General features: G+C 43.5%; 10 protein-coding genes. 6 read left to right on the top strand and 4 right to left on the bottom strand.

Annotation, left to right across the window (positions count from 1 at the left end; translation table 11 throughout):
- Position 1 precedes the first annotated feature (1 nt).
- From D0T87_RS04555 to D0T87_RS04535, 5 genes are all read left to right on the top strand, one after another.
- Positions 2 to 2,149 carry a RagB/SusD family nutrient uptake outer membrane protein gene (locus tag D0T87_RS04555; RefSeq protein ID WP_163173214.1) on the top strand — a complete coding sequence of 716 codons (2,148 nt, stop codon included), beginning with the start codon at positions 2 to 4 and terminating at the stop codon, positions 2,147 to 2,149.
- Positions 2,150 to 2,306: 157 nt separating this feature from the next.
- Entirely contained in the window at positions 2,307 to 4,841 is a 2,535-nt protein-coding gene (locus tag D0T87_RS04550) for a hypothetical protein (RefSeq protein ID WP_163173212.1), read from the top strand.
- 76 nt (positions 4,842 to 4,917) lie between these two features.
- Positions 4,918 to 7,893 carry a sugar-binding domain-containing protein gene (locus tag D0T87_RS04545; RefSeq protein WP_203558612.1) on the top strand — a complete coding sequence of 992 codons (2,976 nt, stop codon included), beginning with the start codon at positions 4,918 to 4,920 and terminating at the stop codon, positions 7,891 to 7,893.
- Between the two features lie 48 nt (positions 7,894 to 7,941).
- On the top strand, positions 7,942 to 9,045 hold the full coding sequence (pelA, locus tag D0T87_RS04540) for a pectate lyase (RefSeq protein ID WP_239063477.1): 1,104 nt from the start codon (positions 7,942 to 7,944) through the stop codon (positions 9,043 to 9,045).
- A 228-nt stretch (positions 9,046 to 9,273) separates the two neighbouring features.
- On the top strand, positions 9,274 to 10,893 hold the full coding sequence (locus D0T87_RS04535) for a pectate lyase (RefSeq protein WP_163173208.1): 1,620 nt from the start codon (positions 9,274 to 9,276) through the stop codon (positions 10,891 to 10,893).
- Here D0T87_RS04535 and D0T87_RS04530 read toward each other — a convergent pair.
- Genes D0T87_RS04530 through D0T87_RS04520 form a run of 3 tightly spaced genes read right to left on the bottom strand, consistent with a single transcriptional unit; the run spans position 10,890 to position 12,576 of the window.
- A complete protein-coding gene (locus D0T87_RS04530; protein ID WP_163173206.1) occupies positions 10,890 to 11,372 on the bottom strand; it encodes a redoxin domain-containing protein in 483 nt (160 codons plus the stop codon). The two genes, D0T87_RS04535 and D0T87_RS04530, sit on opposite strands and share 4 nt — an antisense overlap.
- Before the next feature lie 11 nt (positions 11,373 to 11,383).
- A complete protein-coding gene (locus D0T87_RS04525) occupies positions 11,384 to 11,989 on the bottom strand; it encodes a hypothetical protein (RefSeq protein WP_163173205.1) in 606 nt (201 codons plus the stop codon).
- A 20-nt stretch (positions 11,990 to 12,009) separates the two neighbouring features.
- Positions 12,010 to 12,576: a redoxin domain-containing protein gene (locus D0T87_RS04520; RefSeq protein ID WP_163173203.1), complete on the bottom strand. Its 567-nt coding sequence runs from the start codon at positions 12,574 to 12,576 to the stop codon at positions 12,010 to 12,012.
- 161 nt (positions 12,577 to 12,737) lie between these two features.
- Here D0T87_RS04520 and D0T87_RS04515 point away from each other — a divergent pair, with 161 nt between their 5' ends.
- A complete protein-coding gene (locus tag D0T87_RS04515) occupies positions 12,738 to 14,399 on the top strand; it encodes a pectinesterase family protein (protein WP_163173201.1) in 1,662 nt (553 codons plus the stop codon).
- Positions 14,400 to 14,813: 414 nt separating this feature from the next.
- Here the strand turns inward: D0T87_RS04515 and D0T87_RS04510 are convergent, their stop codons facing one another.
- A complete protein-coding gene (locus D0T87_RS04510; RefSeq protein WP_163173270.1) occupies positions 14,814 to 15,968 on the bottom strand; it encodes a dienelactone hydrolase family protein in 1,155 nt (384 codons plus the stop codon).
- Positions 15,969 to 15,985 lie beyond the last annotated feature (17 nt).

Here is a 15,985-nt window from a genome sequence, read left to right as displayed (position 1 = left end):
CATGAAATTAATAGATATGAAGAAAATTATATATTCAACGCTGTGTGTAGCTGGTCTATTTTTAGCTACCTCTTGTGAAGATTTCTTAGAAACAGGCTCCCCATCAGTAGTTGATGCAGATTTTGTATTCTCCAATATTGTAACAGCACGTGCTGCAATGGATGGCGCGTATGAAACATGGAGAGATTGTGGTCAGAACCATGTGTTTGGCGATGGTCTGTACTATGCCGTAGATGTAACAGGATCTGATATTGAAAGACACCCGGAAGCCTTCTCTAACCAAACCGGGCGTCATTATCCAGAGAGTTTATATCAAAACGGAACCTTCGTTAGCTCTTATAACTTATTGAGTTATCTTAAAGAATCTACCGGTTATGCCAGTTTATTTGCTGTGATTGGTAAGGCTAATTCTATTATTAATGCCATGAAAGGGGCAGCTAATTTTGAAGAATTTATGAATGCCGGCCAACCTTCGGACTTGAGCCAGTTATACGGGGAAGCAGTTGCATTGCGCGCCACGGCATACCGTGAACTGATCAGAAACTATGGTGATGTTCCGTTTCAGGTTCTGAGTGGGGTGGCTGCATCTGGTTTAACCTCTCGTGATTCTATCTATGATTTTTGTCTTGAAGATCTGAAAGTTGTTGAACCTTTGATGTATCAGGTAGGCACTACAGTTTCTGTGCCGAAGAACTTCTTCTCTCGTACTTATGTACAAGGTTTGATCGGACGCATGGCTTTGGAAGCAGGAGGGTATCAAACACGTCGTACTGACTTAGGTGCAGATTTCTATAAAGACGGAAAAGGTAATGTGTTGAGTTTTGAAAAATTAGGTACCGAAAATAATAATTGTTTCTATGGTCGCCGCTCCGATTGGAAAGATTGTTATGAGTTAGCAAAAACTTATTTTAAGGCATGTATTGACAATCCGGGTACTGCAAAGTTCCATTTAACAGATTCACGTAAGGGTGCAAATGGAGAGGTATATGAAAACCCTTACCAATATTTCTTCCAGCAAATGAATGATTTGGAATTTGCAGACGAGTCTATTTATGAATACGCCATGACGCAAGGTACAGGAAATAATGCTCGTCCGTATTCTTTCGGACGTGTATCCAGTGGTGGTGGATCAAGTGCCTATCCTTGTAAGTCTTATGGTCAGGGACGTATTAATCCGGCATTTTATTATGGTTTGTTCGATCCGAACGATAAACGTCGTGATGTAAGTATAGCTGTAACCGGTAGTGCTGGTAATGGTACGGAAAAGTTAATTCCTTTCGTTCCGGCATCTACAGCTAATGGTGGTGGCATGACATTGAATAAGTGGGATGAGAACCGTATGGCTTCTCCGTATGTAATTAAACAACGCCTTTCGGGTATTAATGGTCCATACATGCGTATGGCAGAAATTTATTTGGGCTATGCAGAGGCTTGTGCTGCTACAAATGACGAGGCTAATGCTAAAACCTATCTGAAACTGATTCGCGAGCGCTCATTCTCAGCTGGAAAAGCAAATACAGATGCGTTTATCGCTTCTTGCGGTAGCGTATTGGATGCTGTTATTGAAGAGCGTGGATTTGAATTTGCAGGAGAAGGTGATCGTCGTTGGGCTTTGATTCGTACCGGTAAACTCCCGGAAGCGATTAAGCGAGTGAAAGAATTGACTAAGGCAATGTTAGATGGTTTGAAAGCTAATGGATATTATACATTCAGTAATGGTAATACGATTTCTAGCTACGTGTGGACAAAGCTGGTTGATGCTAAAACCGAATATGGACATCGTTTGACTACACAATGTCCTGAAGGTAAAGAAGATGATCCTGTATTGTATCCGGGATGGCGTGGACAAAATAACGATTGGGCAAAATATGGTTGTGATTATGGTACAACTACCCCTAAAACCAATCTGGCAATTAAAGGACTGTTTGAATATATAGATCCAAATGGTCCTGAAGCGAAAGCATTGGAAGCCGATCATTATACAAAAGCAAACTGGGGAGCAGATCTGGTTAATTACTATGATGAGTATTATACATATCTTTTCTACGATTATGACTATGTAAAAGCACCAATCTATTTGTGGCCATTTACTCCCAATATTGTATCCACAGGCGGATTTACCAACGGTTACGGTTTTAAACAAGAATAAAATGTAACTATCCATAATCTATATAGGGTGTGTCATTAAGACCTTTGGCACACCCTTATAGTTTAATTATTACTGCTTAAAGAACAGAAATTCCCCCTTTCTCCATCTTTTTAGTTCTATTTTTGGGTTTGTGCTAAGTAACTAAACTTCCGGAACAATGAAAACACACCTTTCTATCCTATTCATTTTATATCTCTGCACTTCCTCTTTTGCAAAGGGGTATGCAGATTATACTCCGCTAGATAAAGCCAACCCCATATCCTTCCATGGAGATTACATCCTTTATCAAGGAAAGAAGATCATACTTAACGACAAAGCATTCTTCATCGATGGCCAACTCTCCGAATCGGAAGTAGCCAATCACCCTTATGTTTTCAATAGTGTAAACGAAGCATTTAAATACATCAAAGACGGTTCCGAAGCAGAACCAATGACACTGTACATTGCACCTTACGTCTACTGGATAGACGATCCCGACGATCCGGCTATTCGCAAACCCGTTAATGGTTCGATACCCTATGGCCAGATCGTAAAAAGCAACTGGTTGAGATTTTACGGATTAACCCAAGACCCTCAAAATGTAATATTAGCCAGCAGACGGGGGCAAACTCATGGAGCGGAAGGCAATTTTACCATGTTTTACTTTGATGGAGACGGAATCAGCTCGGAAAATATAACTTTCGGTAATTACTGCAATGTAGATTTAAACTATCAGTTACTTCCCGAACTAAACCGCTCAAAGCGTTCCTCAACCATTGCCCAGGCACAACTTATTATTTGTAATAGCGATAAAGTTGTGGCACGTAACACACACTTCATCAGCCGGTTGAACCTATGTCCGTTTGCCGGAGCCAAACGCATACTCTTCGATAATTGCTATTTCGAAAGCACCGATGATGCCCTTTGCGGTACCGGAGTCTACCTCAATAGTAAATTCACCTTTTTTAGTTCCAAACCCTTTTATCGTACCCAGGGCACAGGAGCAGTTTTCTTTGATTGTGATTTTGATGTACTGACTAAAGGTAAACAATACCTGACCAAAGTGGGTAGTCCTGTTACTATAGTCGATTGCCGTTTTAAGAGTTCATCCGAATCTCTCTATTTTGGTTGGACACAAGATCCCACCGATGATCTGCGTTGCTATCAATATAATGTATCATTAAACGGAGCTCCCTTATTCATCAACTCCAATAAACCCGAAGTTACAGTCGACATGACAGGTAAACCTGTATTAGAAGCCTATAGAGTGGAACATGAAGGTAAAGTAATATACAATACATACAATCTTTTGCGGGGCAATGACGATTGGGACCCGATGGGAGTAAAAGAGCAAATCAAACAAATAGAAAAACAAACAACAAAGAATCTGACCCAGATACCGACTTACCTGAGGATTTCACCTTCGGTTGCATCCGTAGAATCGGGTGTAGATTCAGCTATGCTTAATGCAACCGTCATGCGATTTGGCAATTATGAATATAAAGAAGAACCTATACTCTGGTCCGCAACTTCGGATGATAAACGGTTTATCCACTTGACTCCGACAAACAGCAATAACAGTTGCGAAATAAAAGGTATTAACGAACAGGAGGAAACAAAGCAGGTTATAGTTCATGCTGCAACTGCTACCGGATTAGAATCGGCTGCATCACTGACCGTTGCTCCCCGATTCCTGGAAGCTCCCCGGTTTATATCCTTGCCTCGTATCGTGAAAACAGAAAAAGGAAAGCTTAGAGTTGATTATACTCTCGATTTGGAAGGGCGTGAAGACCAATCGCTGATAACATGGTATCGTTCGGATGCCCAAAGGAAAGTGTTTAAACCTGTTGCCGTTTCGCGTTTAAATCAACCGGAATATACCTATCAATTATCGGATGCGGATGTAGGCCACTATATTGCAGCATCAGTAGAGCCCAAGCACCTGCGCTGCCATCCGGGTAAACCGGAAGTAGGCATGACACCTGCGTCTGTTGTCAGAGAGGACATAGTTCCCAGCCGTGAATATTATACTGATTTCCGGAACTTTCCGGTAACCCGCCAGCCGCAGGTTATTCCGGGATTCTGGACTGTTGACGGATATAAGCCTTCGGATTTGGGACAGTATAATTGGGAGATTCCAACCGGCGACACCTGGTATTACGGTAAAGGGCTGGATGGAATGAAAGGACTAGGCCTGGTACAAGCAGCGAAAGGCGCCCGTTTGTTATATACTCCGGTTGAACAGGATTATGCCGATATGTCTGTGACGCTTCATGTAGATCCCGGCAAACAGGCCGGCCAGGGATTTGGTAGCGCTACCGGTCAATATATGGAAATCTACATCAAATATGATACACGTACACTTACCGGATATGGATTGCGCATTATCCGTACAACTAAATACGACCATGCTGTAGATTTTATACTGATGAAATATGAAAATGGACAGGCTACTCCTATTACGGAGCCTGTATCATCTGTTTGCTATCGTACGGATTGCACAATCTCTTTGAGTGTTAAAGGGAATAAGTTAATAGTCCATGCAGAAACAGCTACGGAACTACCGGTTTCCGATAAGCCCGGATTGGCCGGGGTTGTTGACCTGCAAGCAGATATTCTTCAGAATAATTTTGGGGGAATGGGTATTCAGCATACCGGATCAGTAGGTGCTAGTGCAACTATGCTGCACTGGTTAAAAGCGAATTGGGAATAAAATTATATCAATAAACCAACAGATTGCCATGAAACATCACGTATTGTTTAGAAGCTTATTGTTCTTTTGGGGATTGATGAACGTATCGGTGGGTTTTACTCAAGAGCGTCTCCAATTAGATCTTTCTTCTTCATTCTGGAATATCACATTAGATGAGAAAGCGGAATGGGCGAATGACAAACTTTATCTTCCTCCGGTGGATGTCAAGCAACTTCCGGTAAACCTCCCTACCGGAGGGTGGCAACTATTAGATAATCCTGATAAGGAAAATGTAACGCTTCCGGCTACTGTAGAAGGACATTTATGGGCCAGGCGGGGAGATGCCTTTGGCGTAAATGGCAATTATGTAGGCGTTTCATGGTTTACAACGAAAGTCTTTATTCCCCGTGAATGGGAAGGGAAAAACATTCAACTGAAAGTCGGTGCCGTTCGTTTTCGTGCCGAGATATTTATTAACCGGAAACTGGCCGGATATGACCTGGTAAATAGTACCCCGTTTGATGTGAATATCACAGACTATGTAATGGCGGGCGCTGAAAATGAGATTGCATTCCGTATAACCGATCCTAACGGAAACTTCAACTGGAAAGATTCTCAGGTGTATACGTGGGGGGAGTATCGCACGAATCCGACCCACGGATTTGGTGGAATAACAGGTAAAGTATCTTTGGTTGCTACGGATAAAATCTTTGTAGAAGATATATTTATTAAGAACCAACCTGCTTTTACGGATATTGAAGTCGATTTGACTGTACATAATCTGACAAACACCATAACTACAAAAGATGTCCTTCTGGAAGTCTTTGAATATCGTACAAGTAAACGTGTGTACTCCCGGAAATATCCGGCAATAACCTGTTCGGTTGGAGAATCTATGCATTCTTATCCTATATCAATGCCGGGTGCACAGTTATGGAGTGTGGATCATCCTAATCTTTATAATTTAACCGTTACGGTAGGAGAAGATAAAACGACTCAACGTTTTGGCTTTCGCTGGTTTGAAGTACGTGACATAAAAGGTGATCGTCAATATTACCTAAATGGAAAACGCATCGTATTGCGTTCTGCTATCTCCTGGAGTTTCTGGCCGGACAATGGCATTGCTCCTACAGATGAACTGGCACGCCGTCAGGTGCAGATCGCTAAGGACCTGGGATTGAATATGCTTAATTTTCATCGCACCATCGGACAACCCAACGTGCTGGATTATGCCGATGAGTTAGGTCTGTTATATTTTGAAGAACCCGGTGGCAATCAATATCCCGCCAATCGTTTCGATGATAACGATATGCAATCCCGTTTTTATTTCGGCTTCCGGAATGAGAAGTTTGCACGAATGATCCGTCGCGACCGTAGCCACCCCAGTTTGATTATCTATAACATGCATAATGAGCGCGGTGCATATCCGCAGGCAGAAGATTATCGCCAGATGCGGATGGGGCATGAACTTGATCCGACCCGCATTCTGACCTATAACTCAAGCAATGGTGAGAACCCTTTAAATGAACGTAATACCCGTTTCAAACTTCATCTGATGCCCAATGATACCACTTTCTACGATTATGGCTGGTGGGACAGACACCATGCGGGTGGTCCGGGTGTTTACCATGATGCTTTATATATCGGTAAAGATAACTATCATCGTTTCTCCGATCATAAAGACGAGATCATTTTCTGGGGAGAAGACGGCGCGATTGGTACCCCGCCACGTTTACAGCTAATCCGTGACGAAATCTTACGTACCGGACGTAAAGAGGGTTGGGAAGCTGCCGATTATCTGGCTTGGTATGATGCCTACGAACGTTTCCTGAAAGAGCAGCAATTCGACAAAGCCTTTCCGACAGTTGACCATTTGACCCGTGCCATGGGTAATGTGGCTTACTACTATCAAGGCCGTGTCATAGAGAATATCCGCATCAGTAATACGGTCGATGGATATGCCGTAAATGGTTGGGAAAGCATGAAACTGGAAAATCACTCCGGTATTGTAGATAACTATCGTAACCCCAAAGGGGATGTTGGCCTGATTGCCCGGTATAACCGCCCTTTGTTCTTATCGGTAAAGATGAATCGCAAAGTGCTTAGTATAGGCGATACGACAACGGTTGACGTATATATTGTGAATGAAGAAAACATACGTGGTAACTACCAACTGAAAATAACAGCAAAAGATGAGGACGGAAAGGTTGTTGCCACGTCTATACATAAAGTAAAAGTTGAAGGGGGAGTAGTGTATGGGCAGAATCTCATTACCAGATGGCAATTTATTCCTAAACAAGCCGGATATACCTATATTGAAGCGGAACTATTGAACGGGCAGAAAGTAATTACCCGTGGCGATGATTCCTTGTTTGTAGTAAAGTTGAATACCGAAGGAATCACCGCAAAAGGTTCTATTGCCGATACTACAGGCGTGCTTCAGCAGTTTATGAAAACGGCAGGTTTTGATCTTCCGACATATACTACTGGTACGCCTACGGGTGACTACCTGCTTGTGGGAGCCTTTGAACCTCAACAATGGGGTAGTGGTATGAGTGATATCATGGAATGGGTATATAAAGGACATACTCTGATTATTGTTGATAATCCTGTGCGTTGGGCCGAATTCCTGGCTGATAAAGAAGTACTGGATTACCGTGATTCTAAAATGTTGGGTCGTTCCTGGTATGGAGGTAATTTCTTTAATCGTCAACATCCGGTATTTGACGGACTACCTGCCGACTGTGCATTCAATTGGGAGTATCAGTGTTTCTCGGCTTATAATCGCCGTCGTATTGGAATGCGCGTATTCAATGGCGAAACAATCGTAGGCTGTGTTTCCGATCACAAGAAAGAAGTTTATTCTGCTTTGAGTATTATTCCTGCCGGAAGCGGTCGCGTAATCATCACTACACTGGATATTCCATCTTGTATCAGAGATGTGAAAGCATATACAATGCCGGTAGATATTGATGGAATGAATGAATCTATGAATACGTTTAATACATCGGGTGGCAATCGGGCCAATGTTATCGGGCAGCAATTGTTGCTTAATCTTTTAAAGATTAAATAAAGATGAAGAAGATATCAAATTACAGATTGATAATTATACGCAAATAATATGAGAAAAATTGTACCGATATTATTAATGAGTGTGTTTGCAGGAATGTCTTGTACCCATAAGCCTGTCACTCCTCCTTCATTGAATGCCTTCAATGACGCTATTCATCATTGGAATCTTGAACACAAAGAACGGAATTATGCTCGCTATGAACCAACGCAGTACCGTGAGATTGCAGATAATTTTATAGCCTATCAGAACGAAGATGGCGGTTGGCCTAAGAATCTGGATTGGCTTGCGGTTTTAAATACCGATTCTGTTTATGCCGCACTAAAGGAATCGTATAAGAAGAGTACGTTGGATAACCGGAATACTTTCCCGCAAATAGAATATCTGGCAGATGTTTATCGCATAACCAAAGAACCCCGTTATAAGGATGCTGTGTTGAAAGGAATGGGTTATTTGCTGGATACTCAGAAGAGCAATGGCGGTTGGCGTGGCTGGGATGTAGATGCTATCACATTTAATGATGATGTAACCACAGGAGCTTTAGAGTTATTCCGTAATATTCTACAAGGTGATGAGAGTTTTTCATGGTTGGATGCCGCTACTCTTCAACGTATTAAAGCCGGTTACGAGAAAGGACTACAGATGGTGCTCGATTGTCAGGTTGTGCAGGATGGAGTGAAAACAGCCTGGGCGCAACAGCATGACAATGAAACATTGGTTCCGGTTAAGGCGCGTACATATGAGCTACCCGGAATAACTGCCAATGAAAGCTGTGAGGTTATCTCGTTTTTGATGGGGATAGAGAATCCTTCGCCGGAAGTTGTTGAATCCGTCAAGTCGGCGGTAGCGTGGCTTGAAAAGGTGCAGATAAAAGGGCTGCGGGTGGAGAGAGTAACTTTGCCTGAAGATCAGATTATTAACCATGAATATCCTTATGATAACGTTGTAGTAGAAGATCCTGATGCCGAACCGATTTGGGCACGCTACTATGAAGTGTCGGATAATACACCATTTATGTGTACCCGCGCAGGTGAAAAGGTATGGAAGCTGGCAGATGTAAACGCCGAAAGACGTACCGGGTATGCATGGTATGGTTATTGGCCAAAGAAAGTGTTGAAGATATATCCTGATTGGCTGGAAAGGGTCAGTCGGTAAACGAAAACGCCTCACCGCAACAAGTCGCGATGATTTCTTGGAGGACGTTCTTTGCAAGTGAGGGTACATAAAGGCGTTTTGTGTACCCTCTTAGGCAAAGTTTGAGGTAAAGAGAAAAATGGAGTGGAAAGGAGTGATTTACTGTAGGGGCGGTTCGCGAACCGCCCCTACAGCTAATCATTTACATTCAAAACTATTCAGAAAAACATAAAACTAATCATAAAAACCATGAAGAACGCATTACTAAAGAAACGATTGATAACAAGTATATTACTAATCAATGCATTACTGCTTTCCGGTTGGAGCCAATCCAAAACATCAAAAGCAGAAGCGCTAAAGACTATGAAAGCCGCTACGACTTTCCTGATGAATAACGTTACTTACAAAGGAGGATTCGTTTGGAACTACCTGCCCGATTTCTCCCGTCAATGGGGAGAGATGGAGGCTTACCGCACGATGGCTTGGGTGCAACCTCCCGGAACCCCTTCTGTTGGCCATCTCCTTTTAGATGCCTATCATGCAACGGGCGATGAATTCTATTACGAATCGGCAAAAACAGTTGCCAATGCTTTGATCTGGGGGCAATTACCTTGCGGAGGTTGGAATTATATGTTTGATTTTGCCGGCGAGAATTCACTAAAACAATGGTACGGTACCATAGGCAAGCAAGCCTGGCGACTGGAAGAGTTTCAGCATTACTATGGCAATGCCACTTTTGATGATGCCGGGACAATACACGCAGCCAAGTTCCTGCTTCGGATGTACGTGGAAAAGAACGATCCTACCTTCCGCCCTGCTGTAGAGAAAGCCATTCGTTTTGTGTTAGACAGCCAATACCCGATCGGAGGATGGCCTCAACGCTATCCGTTGATGTACGACCACCCTTTCCAGGGTAAAGAAGATTATTCTTCTTTTATCACCTTGAACGACGATGTAAGCATTGAGAATATCGAATTCCTATTGCAATGTTACCAAGCTATGGGGATACAGGATATCAAAGAACCGATTATCCGGGCTATGAATATACTTATTGTTTTGCAACAAGGCGCCCCTTATGCAGGTTGGGCCGATCAGTATACCGTAACAGATCTGAAGCCGGCTCACGCCCGCTCTTACGAACCCCGCGCCATCAATACATCGACTACAGTTCAGATGATTTACCAGATGATGGAGTATTACCAACTGACCGGTGAATCCAAATTTATTGCAGGTATCCCTGCGGCCATCAAGTTCCTGGAGTCCATAAAGCTGCCCGATTCAGAGTTGGAACGCTATGGCAGGCGCGCCCGCGAAGGATACGATACTTTTGTTCCCCGTTTTATTGATCCGGACACGGGTAAACCGTTGTATGTACACCGTGAAGGTTCTAACGTAGTAAATGGCCGTTATTATACCGATCAGGATATTACGAATACAATTTCCCATTACAGTTCGGGCGCATTCCTGAATATAGCAGGGATAAAGGAAGCGTACGAGAGAGTGAAAAATACGCCTGTCAATGAGTTTGCTAAAAACTCTCCACTACTTTCCAATGAACCGATTCCGTTGGATAAGTATTATAGCCGGATGCCTTATGGCGGCAGAGGCGATCAGGAGAAGGGAGTTTCGGAAATAATCAAAGAATTAACCAAGGAGGGTTACTGGCTCAGTCCACTCCGGATGATTTCCAATCCCTACCAAAAGTGTCCGCCAATGCCTGCCAGCAACGAAAAGAAATATACAGCCACGTTTGTGGGAGATACATACGATACATCGCCTTATAGCAGCGAAGAAACAGTTATGGGTATTTCTATGGCAGCGTATATTGCCAATATGATGAAGCTGATTGGCTATCTGGACAATAATTAGCGGTACGCTTCTACGATCAGGCTGACTTTACGGAGTAGTTCGCCCGAGTCGCGTCCAACGCCACTCTCGTGGTATTCTGCCAGTTCGATCCTGCCTTCGGGGTTCATCAGGAAAGTACTGCGGATGATTCCGGATTCGGGGCTGATTACTCCCAGGCTTTTCCCTACTTTGCCCGTGCGGTCGGAAAGCATGGGGAACTGTATCTTATTTACGCTTGGCGATGCATCATGCCAGGCTTTGTGAGCGTAGTGCGAATCGGGAGATATACCATACACTTCGACACCTATTTGGCTGAGGTCGTTGTATATATCTGCCATGTCGGCCAGCTCGGTGGGGCAAACAAAGCAAAAGTCGTTGGGATAGAAAAACAAGATGGACCAATGGCCTTTCAGATCTTCGGAGCCGATTGTAACAAAGCCTTCGTTGTAATATGCAGGCAAACTAAAGTCTGTTATCTGTGAATTAATAATCGCTTTCATCTGAATTTGTTTTAATGCGTTCCGTATTTTGCTTCCAATTTATCGATCAGTGTAAGGTAATCTGCCCGGCCTACAAGGAATAAATCTCCATCGGCAAACACTGTGGGCAGTCCCATGATGTTTTTTTCAATGACTTCCAGTTTGTTGATGCCTCCGTCTACAATTTCATGATTGATCTGGTCGCTGTAAACGGTGATCGCATCGAGTGCCTGAACAATTTCCGAACAAGCCAGGCAACTCAGGTTGACGTAGGTGGTGAGATATATCGGTCCGTTGAGCTTTTTGATGCGTTCAATAACTGTTTCGCTGGGCAGGTTTTTTCCTTTGCCGTCGCAATTGAGGATGGCAAGTACCAGAGACGAAAATTCATGTCCGTTTGGTGTACTTCTGAATTTGATTCTGGTGCTCTTTTCGTTTTGTAAGATAGTGAATTGCAAGCCATTGCCATCGCTGAAACGACAGTCTATATTGGTTGAACAAGATGCCAGATCATTGAGCATCTCTTCCAACTCCTGGCGTTTGGGGTGCTTGGGCGATACCACGGCATCCAAGGTATAATGTTGGCTCAGGTCTTTGAAAAGCGTACGTAGTTGATCTTTTAATACAGTATCTAACATAATTAAGTTTAAATAAGAAATCAGATTTTTCCTATGAGGTCAATAGAAGGCCTTATGGTTTCGTCTCCCTCATTCCATTTGGCCGGACAAGCTTCTCCCGGATGCGCTGCAATGAAGATTGCTGCCTTTAGCTTACGCATCAGTTCGTTGGGAAGGCGTATCACATTCTTATTATAGAATTCGGCAATTTTAATTAGTCCTTCCGGGTTAACTATGAACGTGGAAGGGTTGATTGCGCTTTCTTCTTCTGCCATTACTCCCAGTGCATTGCATAATGATCCGGCGCGGTCGCCTAGCATGGGGAACTGTATTTTCTGGATATCGGCAGACTCGTTGTGCCAGGCTTTGTGCACGAATTGCGAATCGGTGCTGATGGCATAGATTTCGCCTCCCATTTGGTAGAGTTCATCTTGTATCTCTACCAGCCCCATGAGCTCGTTGAAACAAACGGGCGAGAAGTCTGCCGGATAGAAGAACAGGATACTCCACTTACCCAAAACATCTTTTTCTGTAATGATTTTGAATATGCCGTCATGGTATGCCTGGAGGGAGAATGGCGGTATATGAGAATTAATAATTGATTCCATAACACTCGACTAATAAAAAAGAAATTCAAAACAAAATAAGCTAAAAAAAGTCAGATATTCGGTATAAAAACAATATTTATACTAATAAAGGAAGATTTTTACACCTATATTTGCGCAAATCGATGTATTCTTGCAGAACTATTAAATTAATGGGTAAAATTATGAAAAATAAATTAATCTTAATTTTGTTTTCTTTCTTGTGTCTGTCTTCTTTTAAAGCGGATAAATCAAAAATTACGATTTTCATGATTGGCGATTCTACTATGGCCAATAAGAAACTGGATGGTGGAAATCCCGAACGCGGATGGGGACATATGCTTCCGGGGTTTTTGAGTGAAGATATTCTGGTAGATAACCATGCACAGAACGGACGCAGTTCGAAGAGTTTTATTGATGAGGGGCGCTGGGATGCTGTGGTTGCTAAGCTGAAAAAAGGTGATTATGTGTTTATTCAGTTTGGGCATAACGATGAAAAGACGAATCCCGACCGGCACACTGTTCCCGGCACAACGTTCGATATTAATTTAAAACGGTTTGTCGAAGAAACCCGCGCCAAGGGGGGGATACCTGTGTTGTTCAATTCTATTGTACGGCGTAATTTCAATGAAGAAGGCGTATTGGTCGATACGCATGGCGAATACTTGAACTCACCGCGTAATGTGGCAAAGGAGATGAATGTTCCTTTTGTCGATCTGAATAAGATTACTCACGATCTGATGCAGGGAATGGGCGTGGAAGAATCTAAGAAATTGTTGATGTGGGTGGAGCCGAACACGGTTCCTGCCATGCCGAAAGGAAAGGAAGATAATACGCATTTGAATGTATATGGTGGCCGGGTAGTGGCCGGATTGGCTATGGATGCGATTGTTGAGGTGGTGCCCGAACTGGCTGCATATGTACGTAAGTATGACTTTGTTGTGGCAAAGGATGGAAGCGGCAATTTCTTTACTGTTCAGGAGGCGATTAATGCGGTGCCCGATTTCCGTAAGAATGTCCGTACCCGAATCCTGGTGCGTAAGGGTGTTTATAAAGAGAAGGTTGTGGTTCCTGCAAGTAAGATAAATGTTTCTCTCGTTGGTGAAGAGGGTGCGGTGCTGACGTATGATGATTATGCTGCTAAGCCTAATGCCTTTGGCGAGAACATGGGAACGTCCGGTTCTTCCAGTTGTTATATTTATGGGCCTGACTTTTATGCCGAAAACATCACTTTCGAGAACTCCTCCGGTCCGGTGGGGCAAGCCGTGGCTTGTTTTGTAAGCGGCGACAGGGCTTATTTTAAGAACTGCCGTTTCCTGGGGTTTCAGGATACGTTGTATACTTATGGAAAAGACAGTCGACAGTATTACGAGGACTGTTATGTTGAAGGAACTGTCGATTTTATTTTCGGGTGGTCTACCGCATTGTTTAACCGTTGTACGATACATAGTAAAGGAGATGGTTACCTCACTGCGCCTTCTACCGATAAGGGTAAACCGTACGGTTATGTGTTTTATGATTGTACATTAACAGCCGATACGGGGGTGAGCAAGGTTTTCCTTTCCCGTCCGTGGCGGCCTTATGGACAGGCGGTTTTCATTCGTTGCCATATGGGTAAACAGATTCTTCCCGAAGGGTGGAACAACTGGGGTAAGAAGGATGCGGAGAAAACTGTTTTCTATGCCGAGTATGAGAGTACGGGCGAAGGGGCTAATCCGAAGGCGCGGGCTGCTTTCTCGCATCAGTTGAAAAACCTGAAGGGGTATGAGATTGAATCTATCTTGTTGGGAAATGACGGTTGGAATCCGGTGCAGCATGGAGATCGATTGTTTGAGGTGGCGAGATAATATAAATACTTAGGCGTGCCTTATTGCTCGTTTGTGGTGATCTTTCTTAATTTAGGGAAAATCGCAAATCTTGCTCAGAATATGTTCTGAGGCCTTTCTTTTCTATTGCAGCAGTTCACGATTGTAAACTGCTGCAATGGAAAAACGAGTTTTTAGCGTGTTTAATATTTTTAATTGAGTAAAGGTGATGTGTGTAACTACTGAAAATAGTCTACTTATTGAAAATGGCGTGAATTCAGTATAAGACTCAGTATAGGATTCGGTATAAGGCTCAGTATAAGATTCAATATAAGAAAACAGTATTCTAATCTATCTGTAAGGCTTTCAACTAAATACTTAAAGGTTGAAACCCAAATTCTTCTAGATTAGAAACCCAAATCCTTCAATATAAGAAATCAGCTTTCTTATATTGACTCACCTTAGATACTTATTAAAGAAATCCAGCGTTTCCTTTTGCATCGGTTTGCTAAAGAAATGCTGCTCCTCCCAGATCTTAGTCACAAGCCTGTCCGTGGCCTGTTGACTCTCCCACACCTTTTGCATTTCGGCATAAGCCGCCTTCACGCCTTCTACCGGAAATAGCTTATCTCTCGTTCCATTGAAGAATAAAGACGGTTTCGGGCAAGCGATAGATGCCACATGCGGATAATCCATGAAACGGCGAATGCCGGGAATGATCATCGAATAAGCCGATCCCCCCTTGTTCTGATTATTGGTTGCAGTCATCAGGTGCTCAGTCGTATTCATCCAACAGATAGAAGCCGAAGCAGCAATCCGGTCCGTGGTTGCCGCCAGCATCCAGGAACGGTGTGCACCCATCGAGAAGCCCAGTGAACCAATCTTTTCAGGATTAACCTGGGGCAAGGTTGCCAGAAACTCCGCACTGCGTACGTCGTCCATCGTGATAATGCTTCCCCACGAAGTGCCCATTTGCAGCAGATTGGCAGCCAAGGCTTGCTGCGTCTCATAATTAGGCCCTTCCTTGCGCCCGCGTTCCCCCCATAATAAAGCATCAATAGCCAGTACTACATAACCATTGGCGGCAAAATAATCGCCGGTGTACTGTTCGTCATAACACCTTCTTGCCCAATCATCTGCATCGGCAAGCACTTCATCGGCAACCCCGAAAGGACGCACCATCTTCTCTTTGCCAATCGTAAAGTGCGCACCATGGTCATGCAACATAACGATGGCCGGAAACGGTCCTTTTCCCTCGGGAATCAGCAAATAAGCCGGAATGCGCGACCATTCGGACACATTGAAAAGTAGCTTCTGCGCCACATAACCATCACGCCTCTCGGTAGCCAGTAATTGTACATTATACGAATCCGGAGCCGGTGGAAGATCCTCCATGCAAACCATTAAAACATCCCGTGCTTTTGCCCGCCAGTCATTGAACGCGAGGTCTTCTTCATAACCCCAGGCCATAGGGAAAGTCATGTTTTCTTTTATCTTATTGTAGAAAACCGGCATGTTTTTGGTAACCTCATACGAGTCGTACAATTCATTCTGAGCTGCTAAAGAGGAGAAACTCAAGCTAATCAGGCAAGTCATTACTATCTTTTTCATCATTTGTCATCTTGTTA

The organism is Bacteroides sp. 51 (assembly GCF_010500965.1).
GTDB lineage: Bacteria > Bacteroidota > Bacteroidia > Bacteroidales > Bacteroidaceae > Bacteroides.
This window is presented reverse-complemented; position numbering and strand designations above follow the sequence as displayed.

Excerpts from the sequence above, each read along its gene's own strand:
- D0T87_RS04535 (WP_163173208.1), top strand. The coding sequence starts at position 9,274 with ATGAAGAACGCATTACTAAAGAAACGATTGATAACAAGTATATTACTA.
- D0T87_RS04520 (WP_163173203.1), bottom strand. The coding sequence starts at position 12,576 with ATGGAATCAATTATTAATTCTCATATACCGCCATTCTCCCTCCAGGCA.
- D0T87_RS04530 (WP_163173206.1), bottom strand. The coding sequence starts at position 11,372 with ATGAAAGCGATTATTAATTCACAGATAACAGACTTTAGTTTGCCTGCA.
- D0T87_RS04510 (WP_163173270.1), bottom strand. The coding sequence starts at position 15,968 with ATGAAAAAGATAGTAATGACTTGCCTGATTAGCTTGAGTTTCTCCTCT.
- D0T87_RS04515 (WP_163173201.1), top strand. The coding sequence starts at position 12,738 with ATGAAAAATAAATTAATCTTAATTTTGTTTTCTTTCTTGTGTCTGTCT.
- D0T87_RS04555 (WP_163173214.1), top strand. The coding sequence starts at position 2 with ATGAAATTAATAGATATGAAGAAAATTATATATTCAACGCTGTGTGTA.
- D0T87_RS04545 (WP_203558612.1), top strand. The coding sequence starts at position 4,918 with ATGAACGTATCGGTGGGTTTTACTCAAGAGCGTCTCCAATTAGATCTT.
- pelA (WP_239063477.1), top strand. The coding sequence starts at position 7,942 with ATGAGAAAAATTGTACCGATATTATTAATGAGTGTGTTTGCAGGAATG.
- D0T87_RS04525 (WP_163173205.1), bottom strand. The coding sequence starts at position 11,989 with ATGTTAGATACTGTATTAAAAGATCAACTACGTACGCTTTTCAAAGAC.
- D0T87_RS04550 (WP_163173212.1), top strand. The coding sequence starts at position 2,307 with ATGAAAACACACCTTTCTATCCTATTCATTTTATATCTCTGCACTTCC.